We start from the raw sequence: 21,743 nt of genomic DNA on the forward strand, positions 1-21,743 counted from the left end.
ATGAACGCATCACAGCGCTTTCTAGCCGCGCGCGATTTCCTATTGCGCCATCGGTCGGACTACGACCATGCCTATCGCCATTTCGCCTGGCCCGTGCTCGACGAATTCAACTGGGCCATCGACTACTTCGACGAAATCGCCCGCGGCAACGATGCCCCGGCGCTGTGGCTCGTCGACGCCGGCAGCGGCGAACAAACCCGGCTCTCGTTCGCGCAGATGTCGGAACGCTCGTCGCGCATCGCCAATCATTTGCGCGAGCTCGGTGTCGGCCGCGGCGACCGCATCTTGCTCATGCTGCCGAACCGCGTCGAACTATGGGATGCCATGCTCGCCGCGATCAAGCTCGGCGCGGTCTTGATGCCCGCCACGACGCAATTGTCCGCCGACGATCTGCGCGAACGGATCGACATCGGCCAGCCGAAGTTCGCGATCGTCGATTCCGCCGAATGCGGCAAGTTCGAAGCGGCCGGCGCGGCGCTCGTCAAGATCGCCGTCGGCGCTCGAGCCGACACTGCGATGGTCGGCTGGCACCGCTTGGAAGACGGCTATGCCGCTTCGCCCGAATTCGAGCCGGGGGCTGCGACGCCCGCGCGCGATCCGCTGCTGCTCTATTTCACGTCGGGCACGACCTCCAAGCCGAAACTCGTCGAGCACACGCACGAGAGCTACCCCGTCGGCAGCTTGTCGACGATGTATTGGATCGGGCTGCAGCCGGGCGACGTTCATTGGAACATCAGTTCGCCGGGCTGGGCGAAGCATGCATGGAGTTGCTTCTTCGGGCCGTGGAACGCGCAGGCGTGCGTCTTCGTGCTCAATTACGCGCGCTTCGATGCCAAGACCGTGCTCGATACGCTGACGCGCCACGGCATCACGACGTTGTGCGCCCCGCCGACCGTCTGGCGCATGCTCGTGCAGGAGCCGCTCGCGTCGCATGCCGTCTCGCTGCGCGAGATCGTAGGGGCGGGAGAACCGTTGAACCCGGAGATCATCGAGCGCGTGAAAACGGCGTGGGGCATCACGATCCGCGACGGCTACGGCCAAACCGAAACGACGTGCCAAATCGGCAATTCTCCGGGACAAACGGTCGTCCCGGGCTCGATGGGGCGCCCGATGCCAGGCTACCGCGTCGTGCTCGTCGATCCCGACGGGCATTCCGCGGAGGAAGGCGAAATCGCCCTATGGCTCGGCCCGCCGCCCGACGATACGGCCGAACCCTGCGAGCGCCCGCTCGGCCTGATGACACGCTACGCGAACAACGCCGACGCAACGGCACACGTGATGCGCGACGGCCGCTATCACACGTCGGACGTCGCCATGCGGCGCGCCGACGGCTACTACGTTTACATCGGCCGGGCCGACGACGTCTTCAAATCCTCGGACTATCGCTTGAGCCCATTCGAACTCGAAAGCGCGCTGATCGAACACGAAGCGGTGGCCGAAGCCGCCGTCGTGCCCAGCCCCGACCCGCTGCGGTTATCCGTCCCGAAAGCCTATGTGATGCTGCGCCACGGCTATACGTTCGGCCCGGAGCTCGCGAAGAGCATCTTCGCGTTTTCGCGCGAGCGGCTCTCGCCGTACAAGCGAATCCGGCGCCTCGAAGCCTACGAGCTGCCCAAGACGATCTCGGGCAAGATCCGCCGCGTCGAGCTGCGCCGTCGCGAGATGGAGCGCGGCGATGCGAAGCAGCGGCTGGCCGGCGAGTATTGGGAAGACGACTTCCCCGATCTGCGATGACCGCGCAGCGCAAGCGAGAAGTCTGCTATTTCTTCGCAAGCCGAGCGCTGCCGGCTTGCCCGCATGCGGTGAGCCTCGGCCGCCGCGCATTCCCTTGAACCGAACCGGAGCCTATCGATGAGCGTATCTTCCGCCGCCGGCGTGACCTGCCCGACCGTCAAGCTGCTGATCAACGGAGAATTCGTCGAATCCACCTCGACCGAGTGGCGCGATATCGTCGATCCCGCCACTCAAGAAGTGCTGGCACGCGTGCCGTTCGCGACGCGCGCCGAAGTCGATGCCGCCGTCGGCGCCGCGCACGCGGCATTCGCGCAGTGGAAATCGACGTCGATCGGCACCCGTGCGCGGATCATGCTCAAGTATCAAGCGCTGATCCGCGAGCACATGCCGCGCATCGCGAAGATCCTGACGGCCGAGCAGGGCAAGACGCTGCCCGATGCGGAAGGCGACATTTTCCGCGGGCTCGAAGTCGTCGAGCATGCGGCGTCGATCGGCACGCTGCAACTCGGCGAATTCGCGGAGAACGTGGCGGGCGGCGTGGACACCTACACGCTGCGTCAGCCGATCGGAGTCTGCGCGGGCATCACGCCGTTCAATTTTCCCGCCATGATCCCGCTTTGGATGTTCCCGATGGCGATCGTCTGCGGCAATACGTTCGTGCTCAAACCCTCCGAACAAGATCCGCTTTCGACGATGGCGCTCGTCGAACTCGCCATCGAAGCCGGCGTGCCGCGCGGCGTATTGAACGTCGTGCACGGCGGCAAGGAAGTCGTCGATGCGCTGTGCACGCACGAGCATGTCAAAGCGGTGTCGTTCGTGGGCTCGACCGCCGTCGGCACGCACGTCTATACCTTGGCGAGCGAACACGGCAAGCGCGTGCAATCGATGATGGGCGCGAAGAACCATGCCGTGGTGCTGCCTGACGCGAATCGCGAACAAACGCTCAATGCGCTGGCAGGAGCAGGCTTCGGCGCCGCGGGGCAACGATGCATGGCCACGTCGGCCGTCGTGCTCGTGGGCGAGGCGCGCGACTGGCTGCCCGAACTCGTGGCGCGCGCGAAAACCCTCAAGGTCAACGCCGGCACCGAGCCGAACACCGACGTCGGCCCGCTCGTCTCGCAAGCCGCCAAGGAACGCGTCGTGTCTTTGATCGCCAAGGGCATCGAAGAAGGCGCGACACTTCTGCTCGACGGCCGCGACGTGCGCGTACCCGGCTACGAGAACGGCAATTTCGTCGGCCCGACGATCTTCTCGAATGTGACGACGGACATGACAATCTATCGCACCGAAATCTTCGGACCGGTGCTCGTGGTGCTCTCCGTCGACACGCTCGACGACGCCATCGCGCTCGTCAACCGCAATCCGTTCGGCAACGGCGTGGGGCTGTTCACGCAGAGCGGGGCCGCGGCGCGCAAGTTCCAAAGCGAGATCGACGTGGGCCAGGTCGGGATCAACATCCCGATCCCGGTGCCCGTGCCGTTCTTCAGCTTCACCGGTTCGCGCGGTTCGAAGCTCGGCGACTTGGGGCCGTATGGTAAGCAAGTGGTGCAGTTCTATACGCAAACGAAAACCGTCACCGCGCGCTGGTTCGACGATGCCCCCGCGGCCGGCGGTGTGAACACGACGATCCATCTACGCTGATACGCTGCGCCCGCGCGCTTGCGCTCGTACCGAACAAGGAGTGCTTCCCCATGAAGATCGGATTCATCGGCTTGGGCAACATGGGCGCGCCGATGGCGCGCAACCTGCTGAACCACGGCCACGCGCTGCAGGCGTTCGACTTGAACGATGCCGCGCTGCGCGATCTGGCCGAATGCGGCGCAACCGCATGCGCTTCGCCGAAAGCCGCGGCCACCGATGTCGAGCTTGTCGTCACGATGCTGCCGGCCGCCGCGCACGTGCGTAGCGTTTTGACCGACGAGCAAGGCGTGCTGGCCGGCATCGCGCCCGGCGTCACGATCGTCGATTCGAGCACGATCGACCCGGCCAGCGCCCAGGTATTCGCCAAGCTGGCAGAGGCGCGCGGCAACGCATTTGTCGATGCCCCCGTCTCCGGCGGCACGGGCGGTGCGGCCGCCGGCACGCTGACCTTCATGGTCGGCGCAAACGAAACGCTGTTCGAGCGCATCCGCCCCATCCTTGGCGCGATGGGCAAAAATATCGTCCGCTGCGGCGATACGGGAATGGGTCAAGTCGCGAAGATCTGCAATAACCTTCTGCTCGGTATCACGATGACGGGCGTGGCCGAAGCGATGTCGCTCGGCGCCGCGCTCGGCATCGATGCGAAGGTGTTGGCCGGCATCATCAATACGTCGACGGGCCGCTGCTGGAGTTCCGATACTTACAACCCCTATCCCGGCATTGTCGATACCGCGCCCGCGTCGCGCGGCTACACGGGCGGATTCGGCGCGGATCTCATGCTGAAAGATCTCGGCCTCGCCGCCGAGGCCGCTCGCACGGCCAAGCAGCCGATTTTTCTCGGTGCGCTCGCGCAGCAGCTCTACCAGGCGATGAGCGCGAGCGGCCAAGGCGGGCTAGACTTCTCGGCCATTATTTCGCTCTATCGACGCGGCGCGGCACCGCAATAAACCCGGATACGCCGCAGCCGGAATTTTTACGTCACGACCATGAATGGAGACAATGAATGAACGCACGTGTCGAACCCTTGAGCACCGCACGCGACGGCGTATCGGGCGCCTCGCAACCGGACGAGGGGCGCGTGCTGAGCCACGTCGTCAATGGCGTCGCGATCTTGACGCTCGATCGGCCGCACGCACTCAATGCGTTGTCGCATGCGATGGTGCGTTCGCTCGCGCAACACGTCCAGCAATGCCGCGAGGACGATACGATCGTGGCGCTCGTCTTGCGCGGCGCCGGTGAAAAAGGCTTCTGCGCCGGCGGAGACGTGCGCGCGATTCATCAAGCGGCGAGCGCCGGCCGCATCGATACCGACGACGGCTGGCGAGCATTCTTCATCGACGAATATCGTCTCGACTTCGCCCTGCACGCTTTTCCGAAACCGATCGTCGCACTCGCCGACGGCATCGCGATGGGCGGCGGCATGGGGCTCGCGCAAGCCGCCTCGCTGCGTGTCGCCACCGAGCGCAGCAAGATCGCGATGCCCGAAACGCGGATCGGCTTTGTCCCCGATGTCGGCGCGACGCGCTTCATGAGCGTCATGCCGGCCGAACTCGCGCTCTATCTCAGCCTCACGGGCGCGGTGCTGTCGGGTGCCGACGCCGTGCGCTGCGGCCTCGCCGATGTCTGCGTGCAAAGCGACTGGTTGCAAGGATTCGAAGCGCGCCTGGCCGGCCTACCGGCCGATCAAGTCGCCGCGCGCCTGCGCGAAGCCTTCGTGCCGCCTTCGGCGCCGATACCGCCCGCCCCCATTGCCGCGTTACTGCCGGCGATCGACAAGCATTTCTCCGCGCGTTCGACTGTCGGCGAAATGGCTGCGTCGCTCGCGCAAGCGCTGATCTCGAACCCGCCGCCCGAGCTGCGCGCGTGGCTGCAAACCGCGCTCGATGCGCTGCACGGCTATTCGCCGACGATGCTGCACGTCACACGCGAGGCCATATTGCGCGGACGGCGAATCACGTTGGCCGATGCCTACCGGATGGAGCTTGGGATCGTCTCGCGCGCGATCGAGGAAGGCGATTTCCGCGAAGGCGTGCGAGCCCATCTGATCGACAAAGATCGCACGCCGAGATGGCAGCCGGCGTCGTTGGCCGATGTCCGGCCCGAGCGCATCGCGCATTTCTTGCGCTCGCCATGGTCGAGCGCCCAGCATCCGCTAGCAGAGCTCGGCACGCTGCCGGCGATCCGCTCGTCGCGGTTGTCCTCGTAAGAAAAACGCAAGCAATGTGCAAGCAGGCCAGCCTCAACCCGAGGCGATCAACCCCATCGCGATCGCCTTGACGACGGCCTGCACCTTGTTGGTCGCGTTCAATTTCAACAAGACGTTGTTGACGTGGAAATTGACGGTCCGCTCGGAGATGTTGAGGATCTGGCCGATCTCGCACGCCGTCTTTCCCTCCCCGGTCCAACACAGGACCTCGCACTCCCGAGGCGTCAATACGACCGCCGCCTCGGGCGCGAGCCGCCGCACGAGAAACTCGCTCATGAGCGAGTGCGATAGATTCGCGAGCCAGCTCGCCTGCAACGTCAATTCGTCGATCTCGTCGCTCGTGAGCGCATCGGCATGCCGCGCCATCGTCAGCAGACCGTAGACGCCGTGAGCCGCCCAGCTCGAATGAGCGACGCCCACGCGCAACCCGAAATCGTGCGCATCGTTCCATAGCCGCGGCGCGTTCGCCGCGGCCTCCGGCCAGACGATGAGCCGCGAACTCGTCAGCCCTTCGCGCACCGTCGGATCCACATCGATGAAGTGGTTGTCCTGGTAGTGCTTCATCCATCCGGTGGGGTACGTGTCGAAGATCGCGACAGCCGGATTCGACACCGGCAGCGGCACACGAATCCCGTAACAGCAGTACTCGAAGCCCAAGCGCTTTGCGACCCCTGCGATCCTGTCGAACAACTGCCGCTCGTCGGACGCCGAACGCAGTTGTTCGTAACTCTCTTGCCACCGCAACGGCAATTCCATGAATACCTCAACAGATGAGAAACACGGGACACAAGGCTGTCATAGTTGCCAGGTCCCACCGCTGCGGCAGGCTGCTACAGTCCGGCGCATGAGACACCCTTCCACCACGCTGCCCCGCCAACACGTCGACGGGTATGTCCGCCTACAAGCGTGCACCATCGCCGCGCTCCAGTTCGTGCATGTCGACTCCGCCCTCGATCACGGCCTGCTCGCGGAATTGCGCGCCGAAGGCGTGGACGCGAGCAGCGCCGGCTACACCGAATGGCAGCGCGTTCGTAGCGGCGGTATCCCGCATATCACGCTCGGCTGGGACTGGTACGTCGATCGCGCCTCGGGCGCCCTGCTCGTCGCCTGGGGCGACATTCGCAGCAACGTCATGTGCACGGATCCGCGCGGCCTCGATCTCGGCATGGCTTACACGGCCCAAGCGCTGCTGCGACGCGTCGCCGGCCTGAACTGGCCGAACGCCGTCGCACATGCTGCACTCGCACCGTGGGGTAAGCCGACCGTACGCGGTCCGACGCTCCAATAAGGCCGAGCGGGGCGTCCAACACGGCCGCTGCGCTCGCTTCGACTGCTCACTCATGCATAGGCCTCATTTATAAGCAAATCGCCCCTTCATTTCAATCTGATTATTGAATTCGACCGACATGCCTGGGAGCGATGAGAAGCTCCGGCAGGATTAATCACACCTAGTAGTCCTGTCAACGTTGACAGTTACCGCCCCTCGGAGCGCGCGCTGTAATGCGCGCATCAAAATCAAAAAGAGAGGGATTTCATGCGGACTTCTGTTCACGGCGAGGGGCGGCTTCCCGGCGATCTCGATACGGCGCTTGCACATTATCGGCACCGAATCTTCGTCGAACAATTGGGGTGGCGTCTGCCGTGTGCCGATGATCAGTACGAGCGTGACCAATACGATCGCGACGACACCGTGTATGTCGTCGCCCATGACGAATCGGGGGCCATTTGCGGTTGTGCAAGATTGTTGCCTACTTCGCGTCCTTATCTGTTGCAAGAATTGTTTCCCTCGCTGCTGGCCGACGGCATGACGCCGCCGCGTACCGAGCACGTCTGGGAACTGTCGCGCTTCGCGGCGAGCACGTCCGACGCAGCGTTCGGGGAAGAAGCCGGAGCATGGGCCGTGGGGCCGATGCTGGCGTCGGTCGTCGAGTGCGCCGTCAAGCTGGGGGCGCGCCAACTGATCGGCGTCACGTTCCTCAGCATGGAACGGCTGTTCCGCCGCATCGGGGTGCATGCTCACCGGGCCGGTCCCGCGCAGCGGATCGACGGCCGCATGGTCGTCGCCTGTTGGATCGACCTGGACCTCCAAACGCTCGCGGCGCTCGGCCTCGACCCTGCGCTCGTGGCGCAGCGCGATCAGTACGATCAGTACGACCAAAGCGAGCCGCTCTTGGAAGCTTGCTGCTGAATCGATCGTCGCCGTCGGCCGTCCTTTCGCCGCTCGAAGAGAGCGGCGGCGGCCGGTCTTGCTCGGCGCCATCGCTCGACCACCGCTCTTTGCGTACCGCCTTCGACGAGGGCCGGCATGCATACGTTCGCAGTTGCCGCTCGGCCTGCATCCCCATCGAAGGAGTAACACCGTGTATATCTCGCGCGACGTGCCGGCATCCGATTTTCGCGACGATTTCGCCACCTGGGCACAACTCGCCGTGCGATACGGCGATCCCGCGGCGGACATGCCGATCGTTCGACTCGATCGGCATGGGTTGACGGTCAGCGCCGATGCGCTCGAAGTGCCGACGATCGGGTTGCCCAGACTGGCGTCGATCGTGACCGATTCGACGTCGCTGTGCGAACTTCGGCTCGTCGCGCGCTCGGCCACACCCAGGCCATGCCGCACCGCAACAGTCGCGCTGCAGCCCTCGCGCGCCGACGACCACGCGCTGCTCTGGCACGCACTACGCGCATACCAGATCCATCTGGGCACCGCGCCGTCGCATGGCGAATCGGAATGGTTGCACCGGCTCGCCTCGACGCCCACTACCTGCCCTGCGCCTCGCGATGCGCGCGAAGGCGAGCCCTCCTCCGATAAAGCGGCTGTCGATGGTGCGGCAACGTGGCTCGGCCCTGCGTTGGCCAATTCTCGCGGGTGGGTTTCGTGCGATGCCGCCTTCACGTTGGCAAGCCACGAAGATGCGTGGTTCTTCTCGCAGTGGCTCGAGTATCACTTTGCCGAAGTGCGCGCCTGGGCCCGAATGAGCGATGCGTCCGCCGACCTGCGCGAGATGTTCACGCGGGTGGCCGACCACGAGGTCGAGGTCCGATTCGTGTTTCGGTCCAGCGAACGCGTTGTCCGCGCGTGCGCCGAAATGGCTTGCCGCCGCATTGCAACAGAAACGGCGCGCGGGCTCGGCATGGCGGCGGAGCATTGGCTGGCGGGCAGCGCGGTGGCCTCGGCTCCGCCGGGCACGTGGCGCCGCGCCGTCGTCAGTTGGCAAAGCGACGGCTACACGTTGTCGTCGAAGCAGTGAATCGGCCCTATTCCCCATTGCCTGCCGCACGTCTCACGCCCGCCCTCGCATTCCGGGTCTGTTAATTGCTGGGGTCACGTCATCTTTACCAGGAGACGCGACCATGGCGATTGCCGCACGACCGTCTACACGCCACGATGATTCCCATGTAGCCTTCCCCGAAATTCCTGACACGACCGGGAGTGACCGATGGCCGCGACCATGGACGATACGCCGATAGCCCAAACGGGCGTACCGGGGCTCGACGATGTGTTGATGGGAGGGCTCACCGAAGGCAACCTCTTTTTGCTCGAGGGTGCACCCGGTACGGGCAAGACGACGATCGCGCTTCGTTTCCTCATGACCGGCGCGCAAGCGGGCGAGCGCGGTCTTTACATCACGCTATCCGAAACGGAAAAGGAACTGCGTAACGGCGCCGCCTCGCATGGCTGGCAGCTCGGCGAGTACATCGAGGTATTCGAGGTTGTGCCGCCCGAGAGCCTGCTCGATGCCGACCAGCAACAGAGTTTGCTGTATACGTCGGATCTGGAACTAGGCGAAACCACGCAGGTGATCCTCGGCGCGTACGAACGGGCCAAGCCCAAGCGCGTGGTGCTCGACAGCTTATCGGAGATCCGCCTGCTCGCGCAAAGCTCGCTGCGCTATCGTCGCCAAATCTTAGCGTTGAAGCACTATTTCGCGCGATACGGTGCCACGGTGCTGCTGCTCGACGATTTAAGCTCGGATGCGGCCGACAAGACGGTTCATAGCATCGCTCACGCCGTCATCAAGCTCGAAGAACTCGCGCCAGACTACGGCGCCGAGCGGCGCAGGCTGAAGGTGTCGAAATACCGAGGGCGCGCGTTCCGCGGCGGGTACCACGACTTTGCGATCAGGACCGGCGGGGTATCGGTGTTCCCGCGCCTCATCGCGGCGGAGCACCGCAGCCGCGGTGGCCGCGTAAACGTCGGCAGCGGCGTCGCGGCGCTCGATGCCTTGCTCGGCGGCGGCGTCGATCAAGGATCGAGCACCCTCGTGCTGGGGCCGGCCGGCGCAGGCAAATCGACCTTCGCGCTGCAATTCGTCTACGCCGCGCTCGCGCGTGGCGAGAAAGCCGCGCTGTTCATCTTCGACGAAGAACTCGGCCTGCTGCTCGATCGCACGCGAAAGATGGGGTTCGACTTCGAGACCGCAATCGGCACCGGCCATCTTCATATCGAGCAAATCGATGCGGTGGAATTGTCGCCCGGCGAATTTGCCCACCGCGTACGCTCGGTCGTCGATGTACGGCAGGCAAAAACCGTCGTGATCGACAGCCTCAACGGTTATGAAGCGGCCATGCCACAGGAGAATGCGCTCGTGCTTCATATTCACGAGTTGCTGCAATATCTCAACCGCCGGGGCGCCACCACGTTTTTGACGGTGGCTCAGCATGGCCTCGTCGGCGATATGAAAGCCCCCGTGGAGGTGACCTACCTCGCCGACACGGTCATCCTCCTTCGTTACTTCGAAGCGCTTGGTCGCGTCCGGCGTGCCGTTTCCGTGATCAAGAAACGCACTGGCCGTCATGAGGAAACGATCCGAGAATTTCGAATCGGCGAGGCCGGGCTCACGGTCGGCGCGCCGCTCGATGCGTTCCAGGGCGTTCTACACGGCGTCCCGTCGTTCGTCGGCAACGCCGGGCCGCTGCTGCTGAACCCCACCCTGACCGGCAATGGCGACGAATAGCGCCGAGGACTGCCCGGCCTTGATCCTGGCGCCCCATGGACGAGACGCCGCGGTCGCTGCCGCGTTGCTGAAGCAGTCGGGAATCGAATCGGTCGTCTGTCGGGATGTGCCGCGCTTTTCGGCACTCCTGGCCGACAAGATCGGCTGCGCCGTGATGACCGAGGAGGCGCTGCGCGGTGCCGATCTCGCGGCGATCGCGGCGTGGGTGTCGCAGCAGCCCGCTTGGTCCGACTTTCCGTTTATCGTCCTGACGCAACGAGGCGGCGTACCCGAGCGAAACGGCTGCGCGGGACGGCTAGCCGATACGCTCGGCAACGTCATCTTTCTCGAGCGCCCGTTCCATCCGACAACGTTCGTGAGCGTGGTGCGAACCGCGCAACGAGGCCGTTATCGCCAATACGAAGCGCGCACGCGGATGCAGGCATTGCACGAAGGCGAAGCGCGTTTGCGAGCCGCGCTGACCGCCGGCCAACGTGCCGAAGAAAGCCTGCGGCGTCTGAACGAGACGCTCGAAGCCAAAGTCGGCGAGCGCACGGCGCAACTCGAGCATGCGCATGCGACCGTACTCGAAGAGATGCGGCAACGCGAACGGACGGAGGACGCGCTGCGCCAAGTGCAGAAGATGGAGATGATCGGGCAGTTGACGGGGGGCGTCGCGCACGATTTCAACAATCTGCTGATGGCCGTCATGGGCAACCTCGAACTGTTGCGCAAGCAGGCCCCCAACGAGAAAGCCGTGCACCTCATCGACGGTGCGCTCCGGGGCGCGCAGCGCGGCGCGTCGCTCACGCAGCGTCTGCTTGCATTCGCGCGGCAGCAAGATCTGCGGATCGAACCCACGAACCTATCGCAACTCATTGGGGGCATGACGGATCTGCTCGAGCGCTCGGTGGGCGCCGGCATCGAACTGAATGTGGCGCTGCCCGCGCACGTGCCGCTGACGCTCGCCGACGCGAATCAGATCGAACTCGCGCTGCTCAATCTCGTGGTCAACTCGCGCGATGCGATGCCGGACGGCGGCACGATCTCGATACGGGTCGACGCGATTCGTTGCGCCGAAAGCATCGATCTCGCCGCCGGCGAATACGTGCGTTTGACCGTGAGCGATACGGGTCGAGGAATGGATCCGGAAACGCTATCGAAGGCCACCGAACCTTTTTTTACGACCAAGGAAGTGGGTAAAGGGACGGGGCTCGGCCTTTCGATGATTCACGGATTGGCGCTCCAATTAGACGGCGCGCTGAGGCTCCAAAGCGCGGCCGGGCGCGGCACGCGGGCGGAGTTGTGGTTGCCCGTGACGTCGCAACGGCCTTCCTTACCGACTCGCCCTAGTGCGGCACCTCCCGAAGATCGTCCCGCGCCTGTACGGGCGACGATTCTGCTCGTCGACGACGACGCGTTGATTTCGACGAGTACCGCCTATTTGCTCGAAGACCTCGGGCATGAGGTGATCGAAGCGAACTCGGGCGGGGATGCGCTCGCCGTACTCGAGACCGGCCGGCGAGTGGACCTTCTCATTACCGATTACGCGATGCCCAAAATGACCGGCACGCAGTTGGCCGCCGCCGCGCGCGCACTCAGGCCCGACCTCCCCGTCATCATCGCCACGGGATACGCCGATCTGCCGCCGGGGAACAGCATGGACCTGCCGCGGCTGCGCAAGCCGTATCGACAGCAGCAACTGCTCTCGGAAATCGCGAAAGCGCTTTGTGGGGCGCGGCCGGTTTGACGGGACGGGCGCCGCCCTATTTGAGTTCGAGGCCGGTGTAGTCAGCGTGATGCCGCCCGCGCGACGGATCCCGTCCCCACCTGAGGTGCACGGCTTCGATCGAACCGATCAAGTTGGCCGCGATCGTCCGGTCTACCCGAACTCGCCCATCACCGCCCCCGCCCCCGCCCCCGCCGCAGCCGCAGCCGCAGCCGCAGCCGCAGCCGCAGCCGCAGCCGATTGTCATTATCTATCAACGAAAGAATATCAATCCATTGGATAAATTGTTGGCAATCCAATAAATTGGCAACGACCCGACCAAGTTCCCCGACCAGGAGACGCTGATGACAAATGAAGCCAAGTGCCCCTTCCACCACGTTGCCGGTACCGGCGCGGGTACCGCCAACAAGGATTGGTGGCCGAATCAATTGCGTGTAGACCTGCTGAACCAGCATTCGGATCGATCGAATCCACTCGGCGAACACTTCGATTACGCCGAACAATTCAAGAAGCTCGACTATCGTGCACTGAAAGCGGACCTGGTCAAGCTCATGACCGACAGCCAAGACTGGTGGCCCGCCGACTTCGGGCATTACGGTCCGCAGATGGTCCGCATGGCGTGGCACGCCGCCGGCACCTACCGAATGTCGGACGGGCGTGGTGGCGGCGGGCGCGGACAACAGCGCTTCGCGCCGCTCAACTCCTGGCCCGATAACGTCAACATCGACAAGACGCGCCGGCTGCTGTGGCCGGTCAAGCAGAAATACGGCCAAAAGATCTCTTGGGCCGACCTCTTCATTCTTGCGGGCAACGTAGCGCTGGAGTCGATGGGTTTTCGTACGTTCGGCTTCGCCGGCGGGCGCGAGGACGTGTGGGAACCGGACATGGACGTCAACTGGGGCTCGGAAAAGACTTGGCTCGCCGACGATAAGCGCTTCACCGGGGAACGCGATCTCGATCGAGAGTTGGGCGCCACCCATATGGGGCTCATCTACGTCAACCCGGAAGGCCCTAACGCTAGCGGCGACTACATGGCAGCCGCCAAGGACATCCGTGCGACGTTCAACAACATGGCGATGAACGACGAAGAGATCGTCGCCTTGATCGCCGGCGGCCATACGTTCGGCAAGGCGCACGGCGCCGCGCCCGAATCGCACAAGGGCCCGGAACCCGAAGCCGCACCGATCGAGGCGCAGGGGCTCGGATGGGTAAGCGACTACGGGCAAGGCCACGGCAAGGATACCGTCTCGAGCGGTCTCGAAGTGACGTGGACCAAGACGCCTGCCTTGTGGAGCAACAACTTCTTCGAGAACTTGTTCAAATACGAGTGGGAACTCACGAAGTCGCCGGCCGGCGCGAAACAGTGGGTGGCCAAGGACGCACCGGAGATCATTCCAGACGCCCACGTCCCGGGAAAATTCCACAAACCCACGATGCTGACGACGGACCTGACGCTGCGCTTCGATCCCGAGTTCGGCAAAATCTCGCGGCGCTTCTATGAAGACCCGCAGGCCTTTGCCGATGCCTTCGCGCGAGCCTGGTTCAAGCTGACGCACCGCGATATGGGGCCCAAGGCGCGCTATCTCGGCCCGGAAGTCCCGAGCGAAACGTTAATCTGGCAAGACCCGCTGCCCGCGCCCGAACACCATCCGACGCAGGCCGACATCGCGGATATCAAAGCGCGGATCGTTGCGTCGAACCTGTCCATCGGTGAACTGGTTTCGGCCGCATGGGCGTCGGCCTCTACGTTCCGCGGCGGCGATAAACGCGGCGGCAGCGACGGCGCGCGCCTTGCACTCGCGCCGCAGAAGGGTTGGGAGGTGAATGCACGCGCTGTTGCGGTATTGCCGAAGCTGATCGACATTCAAAAGGCGTCGAGCAAAGCTTCGCTCGCCGATGTGATCGTATTGGCCGGATGCGTGGGCATCGAATTGGCGGCGCAGGAAGCCGGCATCAAGATCGAGGTGCCGTTCACGCCGGGGCGTGTCGATGCGAAGCAAGATCAAACCGACGTCGATTCGTTCGCGGTGCTCGAGCCGATTGCCGACGGTTTCCGCAACTACCGCAAGCGTCGCGGCGGTGCGCCGACCGAAGTGCTGCTGATCGACCGTGCGCAATTGTTGACGTTGACGGCGCCCGAGTTGACGGCGCTGATCGGCGGCTTGCGCGTGCTTGGCGCGAACTTCGACGGCAGCACGCATGGGGTGTTCACGGATAAGGTCGGCGTGCTCAGCAACGACTTCTTCGTCAATCTGCTCGACATGGGTACCGTGTGGTCGCCTGTCGATAGCGAGGCCGAGCTGTTCGAGGGCCGGGATCGCAAGACGGGGGCCGTGAAGTACACGGGTACGCGCAGCGATCTTATCTTCGGCTCGAACTCCGTGCTGCGCGCTTATGCCGAGGTCTATGCCAGCGAGGATGGTCGGGAGCGGTTCGTGGCGGACTTTGTTGCCGCTTGGAACAAGGTGATGAACCTGGGCCGTTTCGATCTCGCTTAATTGGTAGGAGGCCCTTGTGTGCGGCAGGCGTTGTTTGGCTTAGTTTTTGTCGCCGCGGGGGCCGCTTTTAACGTGGAGCAACGGGTGGGCCGAATCCATTTAGCGTCTGCCGGTCGTTAAAGCCAATCGCCACGGACAGATCGGCCTGCGTCATGCGCAGGGCATCACGCGCGATCTTGACGCGTAGGCCGATGATGACGGGAGTGATCGAGGGGATCGCTGTCGCCGTTGAGGAGGATGTGGAAGCCAGCGTTTTATTCTTGCAAATCGTAAATTGCAAGAACACGGAGCTATGAGGCTTACCCCGTCCACTACGAAGCATGATGAATCGATACGCGCTCGCGGCATGCGACGGTGGTCGTCGAGTCCCAGCAGGGTCGCTCAACCATCCAGGCGGCGCTCCGACCGCGCCGCTACCGAGGTAACAGATCCTGGTCCGCCAGTCGGATTTCGATCGCATTCGCGGTTTTAATGTGATCGGGATTGTCGGCGGAGAAAGCGCTGTCCGAGACGCTCACGATGATGGTTCCCTTCTGCTTGTCTCCTTTCATGACAGGCACGAGATCTGCCGCTTCGGGCAGTTGCCCGCGTACGATCGCTTGTGGGAGATAGAGCATCCAGCCTGCCCCCGGTCGCCTCGGAAACACCTTATACATGGTGTAATACTTTAGTGGGCCAACTTCGACGTCGAAGGCGCAAGGGCAGATATTCAGAAGGCCGAGGACAAGGCGTTGCATGTTGCGCGCATCGTCGAGCGCCTCGACCTCGTCGAATCCCAGATCAAACAGACAGATCGGAAGATCGGGATCCGATGAAAACGAAACAGAGAGCACACCGCCCTTCCCTTTCTCGTTTCCGCTCCACACGCCCGTTCTGCGATAGTCGAGCATCCCATCCTTCTTGTCCTGCACTCCCAGAAGTTCTAGCGCGGCGGTCGTTGGACCGTTACCGTCGAATGCTGGGTGGGCAAGCGATTTTTTCCGAGTCGGGGCTGCGGGGTGCCAGATTTCGACAGGGAGGCCGAACGGTTCGAACAGTTGTGCGACCTTCCAGATCGTGTCGAGATGTTCCTCGCGCGATGGGAGGGCAGGTTTTGGAAGTTGAAACGTTAGACGGATTCTCATTTTATGGGTAGAGCAATGATTCGATGGCAAGATTTTCTTTATAAAAAATCCCAGATAGATACCGATGAGAGACGGGCTGCATGAAATACCAGGTTAGCCGCGCAGGTGGATTGCCACTTGCGACCCTGCTCTGAATGCGCGCCTGATTTATCAGGCGTGGAAGACCAAATAATTCGAAGAATTTTTTCGGATCACCAGTTTTTTTATTGAAAAACTGATCGTACCGAGCCTTTGCTTCCTGAAGTCGGCACTCCGATGTTTGGAATCCATCGAATTCTATATTCATGAACTTCCATTCCGTGAACGGCACAAAGCCGGTCACGCGGGCTTGGTAGTCACGAGACATCTGAGACATATGCCATCTCCTTGTGACAAGCAATCCCCTGCGCGGCGGGCACTGTGCGTGCGACTCATAAGGGATCGGTACTACGCGCGTGGCCGAGTTTGACTTCGCTTTGTCCGATTCGAGACCGTCTCGGTCGGACTGTTTTTTGTCAGCGAGCCCGCGAACAGCATCCCCTACCGTGGTTAGCAATGCCAAGAGTGCAAGCCCCGCGTCCTCAAGGCGAGAACGGCGCGTCGATGCCATTATTTGCTCTCCTGTAGCTGCTGGGATTTGTGGCGAAGCACTTCGATCAAATCGGAAAAGCGCTCCTCCGGAACCGCCCCCGTCTTACGGAGCCATCGTCGAATCGACGGATGGCGGTGAAAACCTGGGGCTTGTATTTCGAGATAGATAAAGTGCGCGAGCAACTCGTCTCGTGCGATTCCTATGGCGCGAGCTTCGAGGAATGCCCCGGTGAGCTTGTCGTGCAAGGTTGGATCATCGGTCAGCGAGGTATCGGCCTTAGAGAGGCTGTCTTGAACGGCCGATATGAAATCTCGTTCACGCTGGGTCAAAAGCGCGGTTTTCTGCTTGCGCATGTCTTCGGATACGAACTTAGATAGAACGGTAGGTTGATCGCGGTCGGTCCGGGTCGCCGCACCGTCGCAATTGGTCGATTTTGATTGATTACCGTGTTCGTATCTGTCGAAGGGGAAAAATTAGGACTAACGGAAGTTTAATAGGACTCAATGGACATGAAGGATCGTGCGGAGCCGCTACTTGGCGGCGCGAGCTTCGATCGAAATCGCAGATCGACAAACATTGGCTCTGCAGACCGGCATCGCCGATGCCTAAGTCAGAACGGCTGCGACAGCGAAAGCCGTGAGGCCGGCTGCCCCACGGCTAGTTGCTTCAAGAAGCGCATGCCAACCGATCACCGGAAGCCGACCCCGTTGCCGCCCGCCACTCGATCATCGAGCGAGCACCGAATTCCGATAGAAAGCGCCCAACGCCATCGCACCTGCGTGCTCTTTGAGAATCTTGCTGACGGCGCCGTGCGTGACATCCTGCGTCCAATCGGCTTGCAACTCGAGCAGCACAGGCAACCAGGTAATGGGAACCGCACCGGCCTGTACCAAGCGCTGCACCGCACGTTCGTGAGAAGGTGCATCGATATCGCCGGTCGCGTCCGTCACCACATAAACCCCATACCCTTCCTTGAGCGCGGCCAACGCAGGGAGTACCACGCAGTTGTCGGTCCACAAGCCAGCGATGATTAGCTTTTTGCGTCCGATCTTGTGGATCCGATCGCGAATGCGCTCGTCTTGCCAGGCGTTGATCCGTGTCCGATCGATCACCTCGACGTCGGGCGCCGCGGCACGGATCTGCGGGAATAACGGGCCGGCATAAGCGCTGGCGGTAATGGTCGTGATCACCGTCGGAATCCTGAACGCTTGTGCAACCTCCGTTAAAGCCGTCGCGTTGTTCAGCAACGTGTCGATGCTGACGGACTGCGTCGCAAATGCGTACTGAGGTTGATAGTCGATGAGCAGCAACGCGCTGTTCTCGGGCGTCAACTGGTCGTACACCGGCTTGGGGCCGGGGGCCGGCGCGGCCAGGGCCGCGGTCGCACTAACCAGCGTTGCGATCGAAAACAACAGGCCAACGCTGCGCTTAAACACATTCGAAAACGACATGGGATACCTCTGTGAGGTTGAGCGACATTAAAGGAATAAAACGTCTCGTTTAGCAAACGCGCGAAGCGCGGCCGAATGTCTATCGGAGGTCGAACAACACGATCTCCGCCTCGTCGTCCGCTTGCAGCATCAAGCTGGAAAGCCCTTCAATATGGGCGCCGTCACCGCTACGGAGTAGTTCGTCGTTGACGCTCAACGCCCCACGCAGCACATGCACATAGGCCCGCCGCGCCGGCGCAAGCGCGTGTCGTATCGCGCCTCGCCCGACGATCGATGCGTAGATGCGCACGTCCTGGTCGATGCGCAGCGCGCTTTCGTCCGCATCGGGCGCCGCAATCAGGCACAGCCGATCGCGCTTCGCTTCCGGCAAAAAATGACGCTTGGCATAGGCCGGTCGGGCGTCGCGATGGGTAGGTCGGATCCACCACTGAACATGACGTTCATATTCGGTCGGCGACGGATTCATTTCGCTGTGGACGATCCCCGATCCCGCGCGCATCAAGTGCACGTCGCCATAGGCAAGCACTTCGCGGGCACCGGTGCTGTCTCGGTGCTCGACGCTTCCCGATAGCGGAAAGGACAGCACTTCTACGTTATCGTGCGGGTGCGCCGCGAAACCCATGCCGGGCGCCACGATATCCTCGTTCAGCACGAGAAGATCCGAATAACCGCTTCTGCTTGCGTTTCGGTACGAGCCGAATTCAAAAGAAAAGCGCGCGTCCAACCAAGCATTACGAAACGAACCGCGCTCATCGGATCGGTGAATTTCCATCATTGCATTGACTCCAGGTCATCGACCCGGACGATCTTGCCAAAGATCGGCCGCCTGATTAGCGGCTCCTCGCGACTTGACTGTTGCCGCAGCAGCACCAATTGACTGCACGGCATGCACGCAGCCTGTAAAGTGCATGCCTGGCGCATTGAGCGTCTTATTCGGAGTTCAAACGGGGTGGACAGTCTTCATTCGATAGCGATTTTCGCGACGGTCGTGAGCACAGGGTCGTTTTCGGCTGCGGCGGACAAGCTCGGCATCGCACGGTCGGTGGTCAGCCGCCGGATTAGCGCGCTCGAGGCGGAAATGGGGATTCGGCTATTGCACCGGACGACACGGCGAATCGCATTGACTGCCGCGGGACAGCGTTTTTACGAGCGCGTCAGCACGGCCCTGAGCGACATTCACGATGCGCAGACCGAGGCGTTAGCCGCGCGAGACGAGCCCAGCGGGAAACTTGTGGCAAGCATTCCCATGAGCTTCGGTATCACGCACGTACTGCCGGCTATGCCCGCATTTCGCACGCGCTATCCGAAAATCGAGTTGGAACTTCGCTTCGACGATAAACAGGCGAACCTGCTGAAAGAGGGAGTCGACGTTGCGTTGCGCATCGCAGACCTAGGCCAATCGTCGCTCATCGCGCGACGGCTCGCCAAGGTTAGGCATGTCGTCGTTGCTTCGCCTTCATACATCGCTCGACATCGCGCCCCGCAGGATCCGGCCGAACTTGCGACGAGAGAGTGCCTTGTCTATACGATGAAGTCATCGCCGCGCCGTTGGTCATTCCACCGAGGCGATGCGGTGGAAGATGTCGAGGTGCACGGGTACTTCGAGGCCAATAATAGTTTGGCGCTGCGAGAAATGGCGCTGGCGGGCATGGGGATCGCGCTCGTGCCGATCTTTTTGGTTGCGCTCGATCTTCAAAACGGTCACCTCACCCGCCTGCTCGAAGACTGGCAAACGCATGAACTCGATCTGTGCATCGTGTACCCGACTCGGCAACACGTGGCACCGGCCGTACGCGCGTTTATTTCCTTCATGGAAGGGCGGATCGGGCATCCGCCCTATTGGGATAGAGGCTGATGCACACCCCTATGGCAACTCGCGCTCAAGCTTCGCGTCCCGATGCGGCTGAGCGAGGGCGAGTTCGAGACCGAGCGGCGACGGTATCGACGGTGCCGCCCGAGCCGTCCGCATTGTGCGCGCTAAACATCCCCCCGTTTGCACGAGGCCCGAATCGGCGACCAGCCACACATGGCCGCCGCGTGTGGCCGTACCGTTTACGCGGACGGCGGAATGGTTGCCGCCCATTGCGTAGATGTTGCCGTCGGCCGCTTGCAGGTTGATTTGCGCGGCTTTGAGGCACAGTAGGTTCTTTCGCAGCAAACGTCGCGGCGTCATCGGCCAATGCTTCGCGCTTTTTGGACTTCTGCGTGCACCGTCTGCGCGTCGTGGCGACGGTCAACGACAGCGGCCTTTTCGTTTTTCGTCGGTGGCGGAAGAGCGCTCTCTACTTGCCCGGCGTGATATCAGCGCCGATGCGGTCAGCGAGATCCAGTAGTTCCGCATAGGCCTGCTCGTCCTGCAACAGGCTGCGTGAGTCGCCAACCTGTTGCAGCGTGCCCTTAGGGATGCGATCGCCGAATAGGACCACGGCGCGCGCGGAGTCGTCCTGGCGGGAGATCCAGGACAGCCCCCGGATATCGGGGTGCTGCGCGTGAATAGCTTCGGCCCACTGGCGCGTGTTCGGGTACTGATCCTTTTCGGTGTCGATCAGTTGCTTGCGCCGCACGCCGAGCTTGCGCAGCGCGACACTACCCAGGTCTGCCAGCTTAAGATCGCGCCTGACCTTGACCTCGGAGTGCAGTTGTCCTTCCAGCTTGCGCTTGTCGTAGTGCTTAAAACCAGGCGCGTGAGACACGTCGTGGAACACGGACTCCAAGGCGGCCGCATCGAACGTAGCCGCGGCATAGATGGTAGGGATGGGGTCGCCCTTGGCGTCCCGGATCGGGCTGAACCGCGCGTTGCCCTTGAGCCCAGGATTAAACTCGTCGGCCCGGTACCGATCGGCGTGCACCCGGTGCAGCGCCTGCTTGCCGGACAAGGTCCACGGTGTGACGTGGAGCGTCGCCGGCGGAGCGGGAGTCGCATCGGTATCGTCGTCCGAAAGCACAGGCGTACTTGCGGACGCGGCGGTCTTGCGAGGTTTAGCCATGCGCGACACCTTCCACTTCATCCTTAGCGGCGGCGAGGACCTGCTCCGGCTCCGCCGCCAGTACGTCCTGCGGGCGTCGGCCACCGAGGAAGCTGTTGGCCGAGAGAAACCAGTAAGCCAGCCCCCAGCCATCCTTGTTGTCGCCGAAGACCTCCAAGACAGGCTTCAGGTTCTTGCGAGGCCGCCAGCCGGCTTCGGCGTCCAGACCATAGCCGGGAAAGTAATCGATGCCGTTGTGGTTGATCGCGAAGATCCGGTGTTCGCGCTTCCACTTGTTGGGCTGCGTGCTGGGGTTGGTCGAACTCAGTCCTGCAAGTTCGGCCAGCTTGGCCGCAGTCAGCCAGTCCGCCCCTTCCAGCACGGCCTTGCGCGAACGCGCCAGCATCGCCGCCTCCCTGAGCAGAGTGGGCGTTGGCGGAGCCTTGGGCACCAAGGCGTTAACCAAGGCCTTGAGGGTCTGCTCGTTCTGCTCGAGCAGCGCCGATCCGATGAAGGCCACGACAGTGGTCAAGGTCTGGGCCAACAAGCTGGCGTGCTGAACCCCGGCATGCGCCAGGGGCACCACGATAACCTGCTCGGCCTTGAACTTGTCGAGCCGCCGTCGCACGTCTTGAGGGGGGCCGACTAGGGTGTCGAACCGTGTCGGTTCACGAATCGCAGTCATGGCGGGCTCCCCAAAAAATTATAAAGAGTATCAATTAACATGATATTCAAAATAATCCATCTTGTCACTCGCTGCCTGCGCCCAAGGTTTCCGCGGAGCCGGACCTACCCAGTGGCCCCGAGGACATGAACGCACCGGGCTCGCGGCAGCATCTCTGGCGGAGGATTTTGCCGGTCGCAGCGACTTGATCTTCGGCCCAAA

At 62.6% G+C, this 21,743-nt stretch carries 20 protein-coding genes; 11 read left to right on the forward strand and 9 right to left on the reverse strand.

Going from position 1 to position 21,743, the window contains the following annotated elements:
• The 4 genes from ACTHN9_RS04840 to ACTHN9_RS04855 all read left to right on the forward strand — a co-directional run bounded on the left by ACTHN9_RS04840 (nt 1) and on the right by ACTHN9_RS04855 (nt 5,581).
• Nucleotides 1-1,734 carry an AMP-binding protein gene (locus ACTHN9_RS04840; protein ID WP_440535615.1) on the forward strand — a complete coding sequence of 578 codons (1,734 nt, stop codon included), beginning with the start codon at nt 1-3 and terminating at the stop codon, nt 1,732-1,734.
• Nucleotides 1,735-1,851: 117 nt separating this feature from the next.
• Nucleotides 1,852-3,375 (forward strand): CoA-acylating methylmalonate-semialdehyde dehydrogenase, encoded by a 1,524-nt coding sequence (locus tag ACTHN9_RS04845; protein ID WP_440535616.1) that lies wholly within the window; start codon nt 1,852-1,854, stop codon nt 3,373-3,375.
• Nucleotides 3,376-3,425: 50 nt separating this feature from the next.
• Nucleotides 3,426-4,322: a 3-hydroxyisobutyrate dehydrogenase gene (gene mmsB / locus ACTHN9_RS04850; RefSeq protein WP_440535617.1), complete on the forward strand. Its 897-nt coding sequence runs from the start codon at nt 3,426-3,428 to the stop codon at nt 4,320-4,322.
• Between the two features lie 56 nt (nt 4,323-4,378).
• Nucleotides 4,379-5,581, forward strand: coding sequence for an enoyl-CoA hydratase/isomerase family protein (locus tag ACTHN9_RS04855; RefSeq protein WP_440535618.1), 1,203 nt, complete (start codon nt 4,379-4,381; stop codon nt 5,579-5,581).
• 33 nt (nt 5,582-5,614) lie between these two features.
• Here the strand turns inward: ACTHN9_RS04855 and ACTHN9_RS04860 are convergent, their stop codons facing one another.
• The gene (locus tag ACTHN9_RS04860) at nt 5,615-6,331 is read right to left on the reverse strand and encodes an autoinducer binding domain-containing protein (RefSeq protein ID WP_440535647.1); all 717 of its coding nucleotides are present in this window, start codon (nt 6,329-6,331) and stop codon (nt 5,615-5,617) included.
• Nucleotides 6,332-6,425: 94 nt separating this feature from the next.
• Between ACTHN9_RS04860 and ACTHN9_RS04865 the strand changes: the two genes are divergently transcribed.
• The 6 genes from ACTHN9_RS04865 to katG all read left to right on the forward strand — a co-directional run bounded on the left by ACTHN9_RS04865 (nt 6,426) and on the right by katG (nt 14,745).
• Complete coding sequence (locus tag ACTHN9_RS04865; RefSeq protein ID WP_440535619.1) at nt 6,426-6,869, forward strand: DUF4902 domain-containing protein; 444 nt, start codon at nt 6,426-6,428, stop codon at nt 6,867-6,869.
• Between the two features lie 246 nt (nt 6,870-7,115).
• A complete protein-coding gene (locus ACTHN9_RS04870) occupies nt 7,116-7,769 on the forward strand; it encodes an acyl-homoserine-lactone synthase (RefSeq protein ID WP_440535620.1) in 654 nt (217 codons plus the stop codon).
• A gap of 172 nt (nt 7,770-7,941) precedes the next feature.
• A complete protein-coding gene (locus tag ACTHN9_RS04875) occupies nt 7,942-8,832 on the forward strand; it encodes a hypothetical protein (protein WP_440535621.1) in 891 nt (296 codons plus the stop codon).
• Between the two features lie 189 nt (nt 8,833-9,021).
• A complete protein-coding gene (locus tag ACTHN9_RS04880; protein WP_440535622.1) occupies nt 9,022-10,539 on the forward strand; it encodes an ATPase domain-containing protein in 1,518 nt (505 codons plus the stop codon).
• Entirely contained in the window at nt 10,526-12,268 is a 1,743-nt protein-coding gene (locus ACTHN9_RS04885; protein WP_440535623.1) for an ATP-binding protein, read from the forward strand. Before ACTHN9_RS04880 ends, ACTHN9_RS04885 begins: the two co-directional genes overlap by 14 nt.
• A gap of 323 nt (nt 12,269-12,591) precedes the next feature.
• Nucleotides 12,592-14,745, forward strand: a complete 2,154-nt coding sequence (katG, locus tag ACTHN9_RS04890) for a catalase/peroxidase HPI (protein ID WP_440535624.1) — start codon at nt 12,592-12,594, stop codon at nt 14,743-14,745.
• A gap of 413 nt (nt 14,746-15,158) precedes the next feature.
• Here the strand turns inward: katG and ACTHN9_RS04895 are convergent, their stop codons facing one another.
• From ACTHN9_RS04895 to ACTHN9_RS04915, 5 genes are all read right to left on the reverse strand, one after another.
• Nucleotides 15,159-15,869, reverse strand: coding sequence for an Imm52 family immunity protein (locus ACTHN9_RS04895; RefSeq protein WP_440535625.1), 711 nt, complete (start codon nt 15,867-15,869; stop codon nt 15,159-15,161).
• 1 nt (nt 15,870) lies between these two features.
• Entirely contained in the window at nt 15,871-16,458 is a 588-nt protein-coding gene (locus ACTHN9_RS04900) for a restriction endonuclease fold toxin 5 domain-containing protein (protein ID WP_440535626.1), read from the reverse strand.
• Nucleotides 16,458-16,793 carry a hypothetical protein gene (locus tag ACTHN9_RS04905; protein WP_440535627.1) on the reverse strand — a complete coding sequence of 112 codons (336 nt, stop codon included), beginning with the start codon at nt 16,791-16,793 and terminating at the stop codon, nt 16,458-16,460. Before ACTHN9_RS04905 ends, ACTHN9_RS04900 begins: the two co-directional genes overlap by 1 nt.
• Nucleotides 16,794-17,165: 372 nt before the next feature.
• Nucleotides 17,166-17,891, reverse strand: a complete 726-nt coding sequence (locus ACTHN9_RS04910; RefSeq protein WP_440535628.1) for a hydrolase — start codon at nt 17,889-17,891, stop codon at nt 17,166-17,168.
• Between the two features lie 79 nt (nt 17,892-17,970).
• On the reverse strand, nt 17,971-18,666 hold the full coding sequence (locus tag ACTHN9_RS04915) for a pirin family protein (protein WP_440535629.1): 696 nt from the start codon (nt 18,664-18,666) through the stop codon (nt 17,971-17,973).
• Nucleotides 18,667-18,777: 111 nt separating this feature from the next.
• Between ACTHN9_RS04915 and ACTHN9_RS04920 the strand changes: the two genes are divergently transcribed.
• Entirely contained in the window at nt 18,778-19,746 is a 969-nt protein-coding gene (locus ACTHN9_RS04920; RefSeq protein ID WP_440535630.1) for a LysR family transcriptional regulator, read from the forward strand.
• 9 nt (nt 19,747-19,755) lie between these two features.
• Here the strand turns inward: ACTHN9_RS04920 and ACTHN9_RS04925 are convergent, their stop codons facing one another.
• From ACTHN9_RS04925 to ACTHN9_RS04935, 3 genes are all read right to left on the reverse strand, one after another.
• Nucleotides 19,756-20,064: a hypothetical protein gene (locus ACTHN9_RS04925; RefSeq protein WP_440535631.1), complete on the reverse strand. Its 309-nt coding sequence runs from the start codon at nt 20,062-20,064 to the stop codon at nt 19,756-19,758.
• 109 nt (nt 20,065-20,173) lie between these two features.
• Nucleotides 20,174-20,878, reverse strand: a complete 705-nt coding sequence (locus tag ACTHN9_RS04930) for an RES family NAD+ phosphorylase (RefSeq protein WP_440535632.1) — start codon at nt 20,876-20,878, stop codon at nt 20,174-20,176.
• Nucleotides 20,871-21,542 (reverse strand): hypothetical protein, encoded by a 672-nt coding sequence (locus ACTHN9_RS04935; protein ID WP_440535633.1) that lies wholly within the window; start codon nt 21,540-21,542, stop codon nt 20,871-20,873. The genes ACTHN9_RS04930 and ACTHN9_RS04935 overlap by 8 nt, the downstream gene beginning before the upstream one ends.
• Between the last annotated feature and the right edge of the window lie 201 nt (nt 21,543-21,743).

The sequence above is a fragment of the Trinickia sp. genome (genome assembly GCF_051953405.1).
GTDB lineage: Bacteria > Pseudomonadota > Gammaproteobacteria > Burkholderiales > Burkholderiaceae > Trinickia.

Bases quoted from the DNA above. Each gene is read 5' to 3' on its own strand.
- ACTHN9_RS04840 (WP_440535615.1), top strand. From the start codon at position 1: ATGAACGCATCACAGCGCTTTCTAGCCGCGCGCGATTTCCTATTGCGC.
- ACTHN9_RS04845 (WP_440535616.1), top strand. From the start codon at position 1,852: ATGAGCGTATCTTCCGCCGCCGGCGTGACCTGCCCGACCGTCAAGCTG.
- mmsB (WP_440535617.1), top strand. From the start codon at position 3,426: ATGAAGATCGGATTCATCGGCTTGGGCAACATGGGCGCGCCGATGGCG.
- ACTHN9_RS04855 (WP_440535618.1), top strand. From the start codon at position 4,379: ATGAACGCACGTGTCGAACCCTTGAGCACCGCACGCGACGGCGTATCG.
- ACTHN9_RS04865 (WP_440535619.1), top strand. From the start codon at position 6,426: ATGAGACACCCTTCCACCACGCTGCCCCGCCAACACGTCGACGGGTAT.
- ACTHN9_RS04870 (WP_440535620.1), top strand. From the start codon at position 7,116: ATGCGGACTTCTGTTCACGGCGAGGGGCGGCTTCCCGGCGATCTCGAT.
- ACTHN9_RS04880 (WP_440535622.1), top strand. From the start codon at position 9,022: ATGGCCGCGACCATGGACGATACGCCGATAGCCCAAACGGGCGTACCG.
- ACTHN9_RS04885 (WP_440535623.1), top strand. From the start codon at position 10,526: ATGGCGACGAATAGCGCCGAGGACTGCCCGGCCTTGATCCTGGCGCCC.
- katG (WP_440535624.1), top strand. From the start codon at position 12,592: ATGACAAATGAAGCCAAGTGCCCCTTCCACCACGTTGCCGGTACCGGC.
- ACTHN9_RS04895 (WP_440535625.1), bottom strand. From the start codon at position 15,869: ATGAGAATCCGTCTAACGTTTCAACTTCCAAAACCTGCCCTCCCATCG.
- ACTHN9_RS04900 (WP_440535626.1), bottom strand. From the start codon at position 16,458: ATGGCATCGACGCGCCGTTCTCGCCTTGAGGACGCGGGGCTTGCACTC.
- ACTHN9_RS04905 (WP_440535627.1), bottom strand. From the start codon at position 16,793: ATGCGCAAGCAGAAAACCGCGCTTTTGACCCAGCGTGAACGAGATTTC.
- ACTHN9_RS04910 (WP_440535628.1), bottom strand. From the start codon at position 17,891: ATGTCGTTTTCGAATGTGTTTAAGCGCAGCGTTGGCCTGTTGTTTTCG.
- ACTHN9_RS04915 (WP_440535629.1), bottom strand. From the start codon at position 18,666: ATGATGGAAATTCACCGATCCGATGAGCGCGGTTCGTTTCGTAATGCT.
- ACTHN9_RS04920 (WP_440535630.1), top strand. From the start codon at position 18,778: ATGCACGCAGCCTGTAAAGTGCATGCCTGGCGCATTGAGCGTCTTATT.
- ACTHN9_RS04925 (WP_440535631.1), bottom strand. From the start codon at position 20,064: ATGACGCCGCGACGTTTGCTGCGAAAGAACCTACTGTGCCTCAAAGCC.
- ACTHN9_RS04930 (WP_440535632.1), bottom strand. From the start codon at position 20,878: ATGGCTAAACCTCGCAAGACCGCCGCGTCCGCAAGTACGCCTGTGCTT.
- ACTHN9_RS04935 (WP_440535633.1), bottom strand. From the start codon at position 21,542: ATGACTGCGATTCGTGAACCGACACGGTTCGACACCCTAGTCGGCCCC.